16 protein-coding genes are annotated in these 14,149 nt (G+C 33.7%); 3 read left to right on the top strand and 13 right to left on the bottom strand.

The features are described 5' to 3' along the window. Positions 1-15: 15 nt before the first annotated feature. Genes BK583_RS02845 through BK583_RS02815 form a run of 7 tightly spaced genes read right to left on the bottom strand, consistent with a single transcriptional unit; the run spans position 16 to position 7,339 of the window. Entirely contained in the window at positions 16-999 is a 984-nt protein-coding gene (locus tag BK583_RS02845) for a peptidoglycan bridge formation glycyltransferase FemA/FemB family protein (RefSeq protein WP_055736930.1), read from the bottom strand. Between the two features lie 34 nt (positions 1,000-1,033). Continuing rightward, complete coding sequence (locus tag BK583_RS02840) at positions 1,034-2,137, bottom strand: aspartate aminotransferase family protein (RefSeq protein ID WP_055736929.1); 1,104 nt, start codon at positions 2,135-2,137, stop codon at positions 1,034-1,036. A gap of 11 nt (positions 2,138-2,148) precedes the next feature. After that, entirely contained in the window at positions 2,149-2,799 is a 651-nt protein-coding gene (locus BK583_RS02835) for a PIG-L deacetylase family protein (protein WP_055736937.1), read from the bottom strand. 10 nt (positions 2,800-2,809) lie between these two features. Beyond that, on the bottom strand, positions 2,810-3,739 hold the full coding sequence (locus BK583_RS02830; RefSeq protein WP_055736928.1) for a DapH/DapD/GlmU-related protein: 930 nt from the start codon (positions 3,737-3,739) through the stop codon (positions 2,810-2,812). 21 nt (positions 3,740-3,760) lie between these two features. Further along, positions 3,761-4,354: a sugar transferase gene (locus BK583_RS02825; protein ID WP_055736927.1), complete on the bottom strand. Its 594-nt coding sequence runs from the start codon at positions 4,352-4,354 to the stop codon at positions 3,761-3,763. Between the two features lie 33 nt (positions 4,355-4,387). Continuing rightward, a complete protein-coding gene (locus BK583_RS02820; protein WP_055736926.1) occupies positions 4,388-5,494 on the bottom strand; it encodes a DegT/DnrJ/EryC1/StrS family aminotransferase in 1,107 nt (368 codons plus the stop codon). Positions 5,495-5,518: 24 nt separating this feature from the next. Then, entirely contained in the window at positions 5,519-7,339 is a 1,821-nt protein-coding gene (locus BK583_RS02815) for a polysaccharide biosynthesis protein (protein WP_055736925.1), read from the bottom strand. A gap of 587 nt (positions 7,340-7,926) precedes the next feature. On the opposite strand from BK583_RS02815, the gene BK583_RS02810 reads away from it, so the two are divergent. Next, positions 7,927-8,229 (top strand): hypothetical protein, encoded by a 303-nt coding sequence (locus BK583_RS02810; RefSeq protein ID WP_055736924.1) that lies wholly within the window; start codon positions 7,927-7,929, stop codon positions 8,227-8,229. Positions 8,230-8,554: 325 nt separating this feature from the next. Here BK583_RS02810 and BK583_RS02805 read toward each other — a convergent pair whose 3' ends face one another. Then, positions 8,555-9,064, bottom strand: coding sequence for a hypothetical protein (locus BK583_RS02805; protein ID WP_055736923.1), 510 nt, complete (start codon positions 9,062-9,064; stop codon positions 8,555-8,557). 670 nt (positions 9,065-9,734) lie between these two features. Between BK583_RS02805 and BK583_RS02795 the strand changes: the two genes are divergently transcribed. Then, entirely contained in the window at positions 9,735-10,145 is a 411-nt protein-coding gene (locus tag BK583_RS02795; protein ID WP_078440013.1) for a hypothetical protein, read from the top strand. 222 nt (positions 10,146-10,367) lie between these two features. Here BK583_RS02795 and BK583_RS20585 read toward each other — a convergent pair whose 3' ends face one another. From BK583_RS20585 to BK583_RS02780, 5 genes are all read right to left on the bottom strand, one after another. Beyond that, a complete protein-coding gene (locus BK583_RS20585) occupies positions 10,368-10,520 on the bottom strand; it encodes a hypothetical protein (protein WP_160319301.1) in 153 nt (50 codons plus the stop codon). Continuing rightward, on the bottom strand, positions 10,517-11,605 hold the full coding sequence (locus BK583_RS02790; protein ID WP_055736714.1) for a response regulator aspartate phosphatase: 1,089 nt from the start codon (positions 11,603-11,605) through the stop codon (positions 10,517-10,519). Before BK583_RS02790 ends, BK583_RS20585 begins: the two co-directional genes overlap by 4 nt. Positions 11,606-11,721: 116 nt before the next feature. Further along, entirely contained in the window at positions 11,722-11,865 is a 144-nt protein-coding gene (locus BK583_RS20580; RefSeq protein ID WP_160319300.1) for a hypothetical protein, read from the bottom strand. Then, a complete protein-coding gene (locus BK583_RS02785) occupies positions 11,862-12,950 on the bottom strand; it encodes a Rap family tetratricopeptide repeat protein (RefSeq protein ID WP_055736713.1) in 1,089 nt (362 codons plus the stop codon). The genes BK583_RS20580 and BK583_RS02785 overlap by 4 nt, the downstream gene beginning before the upstream one ends. Before the next feature lie 200 nt (positions 12,951-13,150). Next, positions 13,151-13,423: a hypothetical protein gene (locus BK583_RS02780; protein WP_139366158.1), complete on the bottom strand. Its 273-nt coding sequence runs from the start codon at positions 13,421-13,423 to the stop codon at positions 13,151-13,153. A 157-nt stretch (positions 13,424-13,580) separates the two neighbouring features. On the opposite strand from BK583_RS02780, the gene BK583_RS02775 reads away from it, so the two are divergent. Then, positions 13,581-14,147 carry a hypothetical protein gene (locus BK583_RS02775; RefSeq protein ID WP_055736711.1) on the top strand — a complete coding sequence of 189 codons (567 nt, stop codon included), beginning with the start codon at positions 13,581-13,583 and terminating at the stop codon, positions 14,145-14,147. Positions 14,148-14,149: the final 2 nt, after the last annotated feature.

The following is a 14,149-nucleotide window of genomic DNA, read 5'->3' as shown; positions in this document are numbered from 1 at the left end:
ACTCCTAACTAACAATTATTTTTTATGAAACCTATATAATGGAAAGAAATCTATGTTACTCTCTACACCTTCAGAAAGCTCTTTATATACATCTTTGTTCCAAATCTTTTTCCCAACATAAAAATCAAACGATGTATTTTTGCCAAACTTCTTCTTAAATTTGTATAGATTATCTTCTTCGCTGTTGCTAGTACCTCCGCCATAATGTATAAGCTCTATTCCGTTATCCTTTGCCCATTCTAACGTTGCGTACTTTAAAATATAAGCTGGGGAATAATTTAGATACTCATTTAATGTTCCTGATAAATGAGCATGTATTGTCTTATTGAATACAAAATAAAATCCAGAAGCAATAACTTTATTTTCGAGATAGACTTCTACTAAAATAATATTTTGACCTAAGTAATTAAGACAGCTATCGAAGTACTCTTCACCAAAATAATAATAGTCACTTGCCTTATTTCTATCCATAGTAGAATAATAGATATTTTTAAAAGAACCTATATTCTCTGGGTTGCGCACAACATTATATTTAATACCATTCAATAAAGATTTTTTTATAATTTTCCTGGCACTTTTTGAGAACTCTTCACTATATGGATCTGTATAATTTAATAAGTCAGTACCGACAGTTTTCCGTATTTTGGTAACATCATATACATTTCCAAAGTGCTTAGCGTTTTCTAGTATTGGATGAAATCTCACAAATTCGCTGATGATATTCTCATTAAAACAATACTGTTTAAAAGCTTCATTAAATTCTTCAACAAGCTCTGCTTCATAACCTTTCCTGACCTTTTCAATAATTGGTCCACCATATCCATAAGGAGTAACGAGGTCATATACTTCATTTTTATATAAGGAAGTAGAAATTTTCCGCTTAATAAACTGATGTCTCACTTTACCTAATTCGCTTTCAAAGAGGAAACTTTTTGATTTTCCATCTTCAATACGTTCATAAAGTTTTCCGTATGAGTCTTCAAAATAAATATCTTGCATTCTAGAACTCCTCTTTATTAAAAACTATTAATAGCTAGGTAGTTTCGCTATTTATTTTATCCCAGTTTTTTAGAACTGCACACAATCTCTCCATATCATTGTGATCATATCTATGATCACATATTAATGATAGTTCATTGTTTTGTATATTTGAATATTGTCCTCTGTTTTGTGGCCAGTGTACTGGACAATAAATACCATTTTCAATTAATAAATTACGCAATTCATCTCTTTTTCCAGCCTTAATAATAACAGGAACAAATAATGGACAAATATCATCTCTAAAGTTTTCCGTAAAAATTGGTTCAATGAATTCTAGTCTTTTTAATTGATCATATATATATTTCGAATTATTAATTCTTACTTTTCTCAACAAATCGCTATCTAATTTGTTCAATATGTTTATTGAATGAGTATCAATCTTATATTTCGTACCAACTTCTTTAAACATTTTGTCGGATTCAGCAAAAATTTTCATAAAATCATTTTTATTAACATTAAAGCCTTTTAAGTATTTTTTCTTTAATTCCATAGCATTAATCTTTGTACTTGCAAACTTGTCACTATTAATAATTGGTTTATTAGCAAGGATTCCATTTTTTTTTAATAATAATCCACCTGAAGCTAAGCCTAGCCATTTCCTAATACTTGCTACATAATAATCTGAACTATTCTCGATAAAGTTTTTGTTAAACAATCCATGAGTGACATCTTCAAAAATAACCGTACCTTTTGATTTGAAATGATCAATACTTTCTTTATTAACTAATTTATTGTTACCAAAATAATTGTTAATAAAAAGAATGTCGCATTCGACATTCTTATTGATATCTACTTCAACTACTTTTAAATTAAAATTATAATTGACTTTATAATAATGTATCTTAACCTCATTTTCCAAAAATGGATCAATCATTGAATCACACAGATAAGACGGCATGTAAACGGTTCTTATCTCTTTGGTTAATTCAATATCTTTTAAAGCTAACTCAATAGCATTTCTACCCGAGAAAACATAAGTGGAATCTGAGAATAACTTTTCAAAATCAAAATCGAATCGATTTTCCTGCTTGCAATTAATTATTTTATCTTCAGTTTCAAAATAACTCCCTATTTCATTTCTCTGATTATAGGTCAAAAAAAAACCCCTTAGTTTATAATTCTTACTACCATAAAACTTTCTGCATTTCTAACACAAATCGTTGATCCTCTAAATTTAGATAGTGACTCAATAGCTTCTAAAGATCTCGGATTAGGAAATTCTTTCACTTGCGATTTGAATTCACTCATAGCCCTTAATTTATCATCTATTGTCTCACTAATATCGGTCCATGCATTTGGTATAAAAGCATTGTCCACAGTTGGAATATTCCACTCTGTTTCAGATAATGTCTCATAAGCATATATTGCTTTTAGCTGAGGACTATTCACTGGTCTTAAAGCCACCATGGCACTTTCTGCAACTCTAGTATGATCATCATGCATATCTCCCTTATGGGGAATATATGCAATATCTGGTTTAACTTTATTAACAGCGTCTAGTATTGATTGATTTAGTTCTTTGAGCGGAATATCAGACAAACCCACAACTGGGAGTCCTAAAAACATTGTTTCTTTAACGCCTAAAATACGGTGTGCAGCTAATGCTTCATTCTCAATTCTTTCCAGGCGTTTTTTATCTACACCACTAGTTACTTCACAGACATACACTTCATGTCCTTCATTTACATATTTCGCTATCGTTCCACCTACACCTAATACTTCATCATCATTGTGTGGAGCAAAAACTAATATTCTCATAAAATTCACCTCAGATTAACTCTTTTGCTGGATTACCTACAACTGTTGTCTTACTTTCAACATTCTTAACCACTACAGATCCTAATCCTAAAATAGCTTCGTCACCGATAGTACACTGATTTTTAATTACACTAGCTGCAATATGACAATTTGATCCAATTTTTACACTCCCACAAATAAAAGTAGGGGAGGTAATAACAGTATTTTTTCCAATTAAAACATTATGAGCCACTATAACTTTTTTGTTTATTTTCACTCCACTTTCGATTATTGTATCGTCTATTGCTCCTTTTGAAATTGAGCAGTTGTCACCAATAAAAACGTTATCTCCTATTGTTACACCACCATAATGCCTTACCATCATTCTTGTACCGTCATCTAACTTAAGTGGATTAAAGCCAGTCTCCCCAATGATATTACCTGATAATATTGTGCAGTTTTTTCCGATCTTTGTACCGCTTCGAATTACTACATTATGATGTATCACTGTACCCTCACCAATAACAACATCTTCTTCAATAATACAGTTAATACCAACCTTTACTCCAACACTTACTTTTGCTTTTTTAGAAATGAACGAATGGTCATTATCATCTTCCACTTCCATTTTTCGGATACTCTCACTCTCTAAATTAGAATTGAATAAGTTATCGAGTATAAAGAAAAAAGCTCTCTTAGGGTTTTTAATATGAATGGTATTTAAAAAACAGCTATTAATAGCTTCACTTGGATCAGCAACTATTAAAGTGATTTTACTACCCTTGAATAACGATTCGTGATCCTCGAACTTATTTAAGGAAGACACGAAAGTAATTGTACTCTTTTTATAGTTAAATAGAGTAGAGAAGCCTTCTAAGATTTCATTTCTATCTCCATGAAAGGAAAACTTGTAATTTGACTTAGTAAGTAAGTCTAATACGTCTTTGATCTTAATTTCCATAAAAAGCCCCTAATTAATTTGTTATTTGTTGCCCTTAAACTTTCCTCTGTTACTACTTATATTTTTTCTTTTTAAGACAGTTAGTATAGTCTTTAATATAATCTTTATATCTAAAGTGAAGCTGACATTTTCTACGTACCAGACATCCATTGCAAGCTTTTCTTCCCATGATAGGCTTGCTCTACCGTTAACTGCTGTTATTCCTGATAATCCCGGTCTAACGTCGTGTCTTTTCTTTTGTTCTTCACTATATAAAGATAGATAAGTAGTTAACAATGGTCTTGGCCCAATTACACTCATATCACCTTTCAGTATATTGAACAGTTCAGGAAGTTCATCCATACTAGTTGACCTAAGTAGTTTACCGAACTTTGTTAATCTTAGTTCATTTGGTAGAAATTCTCCATTTTCATCTTTATCATTTTTCATGCTTCTAAATTTATATAATTTAAAAATTTCTCCGTTCAAACCAGGTCTTTCTTGCTTAAACAGAATTGGTCTTCCTAATTTTGTAAACACAAGAATAGCAACAACAATCATGATTGGAGCTGTAACTATAATACCTATGAGAGAAAGTATTATATCAATTAATCTTTTGAAAAAATTTCCATACATTTATTAAATAGCCTCCGTTTTAAATACAATAATCTATAAACTCTTAATTATTGATGTTATTCTATATAAATCCTTATCAGTCATCTTTGTCTCCGATGGCAAACATACACCATTTCCAAACAACTGTTCCGAAATAGTAGAACCTACATAATCGTAATTCTTAAAATAAGGTTGCATATGCATCGGTTTCCAAACTGGCCTTGATTCAATGTTCTCTTTTTCTAAGGTGTCTATAATATCCAAAGGGGTAGTATCACCAGTTAAAGTAATTGCACTTAACCAATAATTAGGTCGATCAATCTTAATTTCAGGCATCCATTTAATTCCGTTTAACTCTTTTAATTCTCTTTTGTAAAACTCATAAATATATCTCTTCTTTTCTACCCTTTCATCTAAAACTTTAAGTTGCCCTCTTCCTATGCCAGCTAAAACATTGCTCATCCTGTAGTTGTAGCCTAATTCACTGTGTTGGTAATGAATTGCTTTATCTCTAGATTGAGTTGCCCAGAAACGAGCTTTCTCTATCGCTTCCTCATTATTTGACACAAGCATACCACCTCCAGAAGTAGTGATAATTTTATTGCCATTAAATGAAAAGATACCAAAATCACCAAAAGTTCCGGTTTGTTGTCCATTATAAAGGGAGCCTAAGGACTCCGCAGCATCCTCTATTAACACGACATTTCTCTCTTTACACATTTGAGCAATGCGTTCGATGTCGGCAGAAAGTCCATACAGATGAACGACAATTACCGCTTTTACTTCAGGATACTTATTAAAAGCTTCCTCTAATGCATCCGGGCACATATTCCATGTTTCATAGTTACTATCAATAAAGACTGGAGTTGCATTTTGATAGATTATTGGATTTGCAGTTGCAGAAAACGTTAATGTTTGGCAAAATACAATATCCCCACTACCTACACCCGCTGCTTTAAGAGCCAAGTGTAAGGCAGCAGTTCCAGAAGATAGTGCCGCTGCAGCTCTTACTCCCACTTTCTCAGCAAATTCTTGTTCAAATTTATTAACATTTTCACCTAAAGGTGCAATCCAATTAGTTTCGAACGCTTCTTTGACATAATCCATCTCATAACCCTCATCACTCATGTGAGGGGATGATAGGTATATCCTTTTACTCATCTCGGTACTTCCTTCCACATTCACTTAATTTGCTGTAATCAATTCTCTTAAACCGTCTACTTTAAAATTAGCTATATTTAAAAGTTCTTCTCTTAACTGATTCGTATCCATATGGACGTATTGGATTATTAAATTGTATGTAACTTCTATATTGACTTCAGGGGTTTTACCACGGTAAATCATTGGATAAACTTGTTCACTATGAACTTCATCTTCCCCTAATAATTCTTCAAACATTTTCTCTCCAGGTCTCATACCCGAAAATCGGATTGGTATTTCATCTTCAGAAAACCCACTTAATCGTATTAAGTTTTTAGCAAGATCAACTATTTTCACAGGCTCACCCATGTCAAGAACAAAAACCTCTCCACCATCCGCTAAAGACCCTGCTTGTAGAACTAAACGTGACGCCTCCGGGATTGTCATAAAATACCGAACCATTTCTGGGTGTGTCACCGTAACCGGTCCACCAGCTTTAATTTGATCTTTAAATAATGGAATAACGCTACCGCGACTGCCTAATACGTTTCCAAAACGAACAGCGACGAAGCGAGTGTCGCTAATCATATCCATGTGCTGGATAATCATCTCCGCAATTCGCTTTGTAGCCCCCATTACGCTTGTTGGGTTGACAGCTTTATCTGTTGAAATCATCACAAACGTATTCACGCCAGCTAGGTCGGCAGCTTCAGCAACGTTTCTTGTACCAATCACGTTATTCTTAACCGCTTCTTCTGGATTCCGCTCCATAAGCGGTACATGCTTATGTGCTGCCGCATGGAAGATAACATGTGGTTGTCTTTTAAACATAATTGATTGAATTTTTTCCTTATCCTGTACATCTGCAATTTCTGTATCAATAGGTAGATTAGGTAAGTTTCGACGCAACTCCATCTCAATGGAATAAATACTGTTCTCTCCATGACCTAATAAAATGATTTCTTTAGGAGAGAACCGAGCGACTTGACGACAAATCTCTGAACCAATGGAACCGCCAGCACCTGTGACAAGGATGGTTTCTCCAGTAATATAGTCAGCAATTCCATCGACGTCTAGCTCTACAGGTTCACGTCCAAGTAAATCCTCTACTTCCACGTCTTTAAACTGGCTAACTTGAACAGCTCCAAGTACTAAGTCTTCCATACGAGGAAGAATTTGCGTTTTTATCTTTGTATCTGTGGATAATTTAATAATATGATTAAGGTCGGTTTTATTTAATGAAGGGATCGCAATAATAATATGCTCTACTCTTTCATTTGCAACAATTTCTTGTAGGCTCTTTGTACCGCCTAATACAGGGAGATCTAATATCTCTAAACCATGCTTAGTAAAATTATCATCAACAAAGCCAACAGGCGTCAGCGTAGTGTCTTGATCTTGTTTTAACTGTCTCGCAATCATGGTTCCAGCTGATCCGGCACCAATTATGAGTGTGCGTTTACCGTCTTTTTTATTACCCATATAGGCATCTTTATAGACGCGCCACGACATTCTAGATCCACCGATTAATAGTACGTGCATCATCCATGTCATAATAAGTGTCCGTACGTAAAGATCTTGGAAGAAGATCATCTGTGTTAGACCTGCTGCGACGATTGAAATCGTGACCGTGTACACAATTGCTTTCAACTCAGTGATACTTGCATATTCCCAAGCTTTTTTGTACAACTTAAAGCGATAAGCGCACAGATGGTGGACAAGTAACAAAACTATCGAGCTTGCAATAATGACCTCGGTTACTGGTGAAACACCTGCCGTTAAAATTAAGCTACAGATATAGATAGAAAAAAGTACAATTGCAGAGTCAATTCCGATAAGAGCCAATAATCGTTGCTTTAGTGTCATCTTGTTTATTCATCCCCCTACATAAATAATTAAGAAACATAACTATACATTTAACTTTATTTATTAAAAATAAAAACAGTTAGAAAAATCCCTACATCCTTAATGTAAGCGCTTTTCTAACTGTTTTTTGTCTCGGTCGCTTTGACCAGAGGCATTGAACCTCTCCTCACACCATGCCATCGGCGACCTGCGCCTAAGGTGATGACCCTTAGCATAGCCGAGTGCCTTCATTGATAATGGTATTGAAGACATGACCATAATTGTTAAAACTCTCAAAAACAAACAAAAAGTGGTTCAAACCCCACTTTTTTGACAATATCATGCTGATTTCTACAAATTTAAGAGTACTACTCATAATTTATCATAGTTTAATAGGGAAGGCTACAAAAGTTTCCTCCAAAATAAACCTTTTAATGTTAAGCTTTGGTTACGGAATTGGTAGATATTATTAAAATGACGTCATACAATTAAAAAGTTGCGGTTGCATTAATAATGGATAGCCATATACTCAAATTTAATTCCTGGTATGCCTCAACAAAGCTTTAAATTTAGTTATTAATAATTAAACAGGTTGGAGGTAGTGCTACTTGTATCAATCAGTATTTAACTTTTCTTTTAAATTAATGGCTTATTTACTAGCGGCTCTCTTATTATCACTTATGGTTGGAATGCTCTATAGCCTTTATTTATTGCTCATTGGAACTGAATTAACAGGCTTTAACTTCTGGGATCATTCTTTTTTAGCTGGTTACTTTGTTTCACCTATTATTATATCATTGGTTATAAGTTATTTTATTTCTAGAAAATATCTCAGTAGATCGAGAAGCATAGTGACTGCAATAATAATTGCTTTACTGGTTTTAGGTATTCTTTTTCTTCTAGAGTATTAAATCTTCCTATCTTTAAAAGATAATTGGAATGAAGGGTCAGTGCTCCTAAAAAACTAGGTGGACACTTAACAGGTGTTCAAAATTCTCCCTTCTTATCAAGAGGATAGGGAAAGGGGTTGCAATTTAACCAACCAACGGCATAGTATTTTCATCAATATTTGAGAAATACCTTACGAACGTATAAAAGTAAAAGAACCCCCACTCTATGCTCCCTTCAATGTAAAAAATTTGGAGGGAGCATTTTTGTCGATTAAACTTGGAGTTGGTTTACTAGAAGAATTATTCATACTTTATAGTTTATGAGGAAAATACACTCTGTTGTCACTCATTCAACCTCAAACTCGTAGACAACTTCCAAGTCCTTGTTTTTGAATTGCAATTGGATAGGAATAGAAACATCCGCTTCTAGAAACACAAAGGAAAAGAAGATGTCTTGTTCCTCATCAATTGGAAGCTCTCCACTCTCTGTATCTTTAATAGAAACAGAATGAATGCTGTTATCCTCGACAAGAGCGCTAGGCAAAAGAATGCCAATATACGTTTCTTCCGCCCCTTTTACACTTAAAAACGTGGGGTCGCTTTGATGAATGAGGTTTGTTACTTCGCCAATGTGATCCTCTGTCACCATCGCAATACCTGCGTGGTTCCCATCCTCAGTTAGAAAGAGACCGACAACCGGGTCTTGATGGTACGTGCGCAAAGGCTCATGCCTTTTCTCTTGAATGTATTCGGTGTACCTTACCATGGCTTTATCATCTTGCGGAAATAGAAAGAAAGCAGCGAGAATCAGTGCTAGCACAACAGCTAGAGACACCCACAGTCGTTTCTGTTTCATCCGTTTCACTCCTTAAATAGAAAAAAGGTTTAATGAGATATTTTTGTTTCAGTTGATAATGTTTACGATTATGCCTACCTTATACTTTTTTCATAATACCGTTTCTGTAGTATGTCAAGAAAGCACAGATCAATGATAAACCTGTGCTTTGAGTAATATCCTTCTCTGTATTTATTCTAACGTGAACTAGAGTTTTCACTATCATTCTTTATTTTTAAAAGCCATGGATAGACAAAGAAGTATACAAGGAAAAAGCCAAGTGAATAATAAAAAGCTTGCTCTAAACCTAGTATAAAAAAGGTACCAATAAAAATAATTATTGAAATAGAAAACGATAATAGAAAACGATTTTTTGAATTCATGTCATACTCCTTCCCTCTTTATTTTTCTTACACAAAGCATTAGACTTGGTGTCGAAAAATTATTGGTTTTTTGTGATTAAGAGGAAATTGTCGAATATTTTTAGTATCTTCGCAAAATATAAATATTATACGAACCACTCCCAAAAACCATTTTGATAGACTCTGATGACTTTTTATGGGTTCACTGAAATTCCACTCTAACTAAAAACGAAATGCTTAGTAGATTAACTGATTATAACCATATATGATAAATTTATAAATACAGACTATTAATAATTTATAAAAATTTTATAAATGGGGGTTTTCATTTGAAGAAATTATCTCTTTACACAATATCTTCTTTTTTCTTATTAGCCGGATGCTCTTCAGGGACTGACTTGAATGATGTTCAGTTTGTTCATTCCCAGTTTGTTTCTGAGCCGATACCAACTTTTGCAATTACTCTCGAGAACGAAAACAATCAGGAGATTGACGTTGCCTACGAACTATTGTTTTTGGATGATGGAGTAAATGAATACTTTGAACATGAGAGTGCATCTATTCATGCTGAAATTCCAAATACAATTCCTGGAGACCAAGAGTTCACTTTCTCTGTTAACCTTGAAGAAGTGCCACCAGATGATATTTTAGAGAATATGTATGATTTTGATTTGAATCTTCAAGAGTTTGATGGTGATGAGATTGTTAATGAGAGAACCATTGAAGTCAGAGCAGAATAATAAAAAAGACTAGAAGAGTTCAGGCTCTTTCTAGTCTTTATTTAAAGGAATACCCTTATTACCTTTTATGTGGTCGGCATTGTGTACATACATAAAAACACTGATCCTCTTTTATGTAATAAGATTTAATCGTGGCTTTCCTCCACCTATCAATATATAAAAATAAAAAAACAACCAGCTGATTCTTTGGTTGTTCAAATTAAATGAAACATATCGCTTATCTCAATTACCTGTTTCATTTTTGGGTGGTGAGTTAAGCTCAATTACGCTATAGTCAGTATCTTGTTTTGAGGATGAAGCATCGAAAGAATTGGATACGAGATAAAGAGAACTCACAATAAGTAAAGCTGCGATCATGGCAACTACTTGCTTCATGACTGATCAAGTCCTAAAATCGCTTTACACTTCATATCGTGCGCATACTTAGTAAAATAGGCGGTTTTTTTTAGGTCTCTACTCCGTTTATAATATTTCGAAACTTCACTGCTCATTTCATAAGCTTCATAAAAGCATTGACTTGATTCTAGTAATTCTAGGCCCTGCATAATTAACGAATTCTCTTTATCTACATATAAACCACGGGTGACCATTAGCTTCCCTTCAATATCTTTCGCATTCTTCAGTTTGGCCTCTTCTTCTAGCCACGCTAGCCCTTTTTGTTTTTTACCTAATCGTATTTCTAAATTCATAATATGATAATGAGCCTTTATAGAAATAGTTGATTTTTGAAATGCAGGATTCTCTAAAGCTTGTTTAAAGTAGGATATTGCTTCATCAAAGTTTCCTAACCAGATTCTGTTGATTCCAATATTGTATTTGGTTATAGCTTGATTATAGGGAGAAGACTTTGTATCCTCCAATAGGTCATTATACATTTCTTGAGCTTTGCTATGTTGTTGAAGCTCGCTGTATATGCCTGATAAAGTTTGCTTGCATATAAAGACATTAATCTTATAGCTGGAGTTCTTCTCAAAGAATTCTAAGGCTAGTTCAAGATAGGTATATGCGAACGTGTATTGATCAATTTGATAATAACTAATCCCAAGTTTCTGATAGAACTCAGCCTTTTCCACAGGATCTTTGACTTCTTCAATTAATCGTTCGGCAATTTTATAGGTACGTATCGCCGACTTATAGCGCTTGTGATAAAATTCAGCTCTCCCACAAACATAGTAGTACATGAATTTAAGATAATCGTCTGCCTGATTTGCAATGCCCTCCAATACACTCACATCTAAATTGGTTTTCGCTTCCTCTGGAGACACCTTCAAGATTAATAGATCATACTGCAATGAAACCAATTGATAATAAGCAAGCATTTTGTCGTCTGGTTTCATATTGGCAACCAGTACATCGACTTCTGGCTTTAATAACTTTGCTTGTTTTACATCATTTGTCTTAATACAACTATACCAATCTACGATTTGTTGTCCTACCCTCTCAACTGCTAAACCCTTCATAACTACCCTCTTTTCTTTCTATATATACTGAAAAACCCTCGTCTGTTCAAAAGATGAGGATTTTTCAAAATAACAAAGCAGTACTACTTAGACGTGGAGCGACTCTAGGTAAATAATTAATGCTCGTGCTTACTTTCTACTGAACCAAAACTTGCAGGACCATGCTCATGCTTGTGACTTAATGAATCAAAAGTATTTGCCGTATAACTTATAGAACCTAGAACAAAAACAACCGCTAATCCAGTTAACAACTTTTTCAACTTTGATCAACCCCTAGTATTGTTTTATTACCCATTTCATTTGCATACTCTAAGAAATATAAAGCTTTTTTGTAATCATCCGCTTTTTTATAATGTTTGGAAATTTCTTCACACAGATTGCGACATTCAGAATAATACTCATGTGTTTGTAGCAAATTCAAGCCCTTTTCTATAAGCCAGTATCCCTCATTCAAGTAAAGACCACGACATATTAAAAGCTTCCCTTCAATCTCTTTCACATCTTTATTATGTACTTCTTCTTCTAATTGTTCAAGCCCCTCTGCATAGTTTCCCAACCTCATTTGTAAATTTAATACATGGTACTTTGCTTTTAAATAGATAGCTGAATTCCTAAATTCTTCAATTCGTATAGCCTTGTTAAAATGTTGAATAGCTTCGTCAAGATTGCCAACAAAGATTCTACTTAAACCCATATTGTATGTAGTGATCGCTTGATAATAAGGATATGGTTTTGATAATACTAGTAGCTCAGTATAAATCGCTTCGGCTTTCTCATATTCCTTAAGTTCACTATGAATACCTGCTAAGATTTGCTTACAAGATATGACATTCATTATATAACTAGAATCTTTTTCAAAGATCTCTAAAGCCTGTTCCAGATAGGAGAACGCAAATGTATATTGATCAATCCGATAATAACTGATTCCAAGCTTTTGATAGAATTCAGCTTTTTCTAAAGGGTCTTTTACTTTTTCAATTAACCGTTCCGCTATTTTGTATGTTCGTATAGCTGACTTATAACGTTGTTTATAAAACTCAGTCTGACCCCATACATAGTAATACATAAAGTTTAAATAATCATTTGTCTGAACGGCGATGTTTTCTAATATCGTTTCGTTTAACGCTTCTGTCTTTTCATCAGGAGCTTCTCTTAGAACCAACAAATCATACTGCAAAGAAACCAATTGATAGTAAGCTAACATTTTGTCGTCTGGTTCCATATTCGCAACCATTATATCCACTTCTGGCTTTAATAATTTTGCTTGTTTTATATCCTTTGTCATAATGCAGCTATACCACTCTACAATTTGTTGTCCTACCCTTTCGACGGCATATGTCTTCATATCCAATCCTCATTTCTTCAAATTCAATCTCTTCCAATTAGTATACAGGAAATATATTGAAATTTAAGATTTTCAAGGTTGGGAAAATGGTTGAACTAGTAAATTTTTCACATGTCTGTTTTTGTCTATTAGTGTCATTTTTAGTAGAAAGGATATGGTTATACTTCATAGTCTATGAGGAAAAGATACTCGGTTATCACTCATTCAACCTCAAACTCGTAGACAACTTCCAAGTACTGACAACTTCCAAGTCCTTGTTTTTGATTTGCAATTGGATAGGTATTATCACGAGTATAGATTAATAAGTAGCTTTCCTCAGAAAGTGGTTTAATAAATCGAAAATGTTCTTTCACTTCTTTCCAAATCGATTCCCCCCATCCTTTACTACCTCTAAGGTTATTTAATAAGGAATATGATGAATGGGCTTTGTTCGAATAGGCAAAAAAGAAAAATATGCTATCTGTAGCTTTCAAAAATTTTAAGTGCGCCTTATTCATTAAATCACATAACTATATACAAATTTACAAAATTATAAAGTTTTTATAAAATTTGTATAAAAACTGTTGTTTGCTGGTATAAATTGGTCTATAGTTTCCGTTGTAACAAACATCTTAATTGGGAGTGATTAGTTTGACAGCAATTCAGGAAAGTAAATTCTTTAAATCAGCTTTAGCATTATTAGCGACATTGGTGATACTAATGGCTTTTTCACCAGCAATTTCCATGGCTAACATCCTAAGTGAAGAAGACAAAGAACTTTTACAATTGGAAAGAGACCTTGAATTTTTGTTTGGTGAAGCATCTGAATTCAACGGTGAGAAGTACATATTAGATGAAGCAAAAGCATCGGAATATTTTGGTGTGGGTCAAGACTTGGAAACTATTAAAATTTTCATGAAAATTATTAATGAAGAAGAAGTGTTTGGAGAAGAACTTGTCGCTGCTGGAATTATTGAAGTAGCACAAGAAGATGAAATTGGTACATTCTCATGGAGAAGCTGTATGATTGATAAAATCCTCATTGGAACTGGTATTGGTTTCATTAGTGGCGGAATGCAAAAACTAATCGATGATAAAAACTGGAAAAAACTTTCAAAAGAAATCATTAAAATTGTAGGGAAAAATGCAGTTAGAGGTGGCGTTGTAGGTCTAACTGCATCGCTTGGTGTTTGGAGTATTGCTTGTATTGGTAAATAATA

The sequence above is a fragment of the Shouchella oshimensis genome (assembly GCF_002019765.1).
Classification (GTDB): domain Bacteria; phylum Bacillota; class Bacilli; order Bacillales; family Bacillaceae_D; genus Shouchella; species Shouchella oshimensis.
This window is presented reverse-complemented; position numbering and strand designations above follow the sequence as displayed.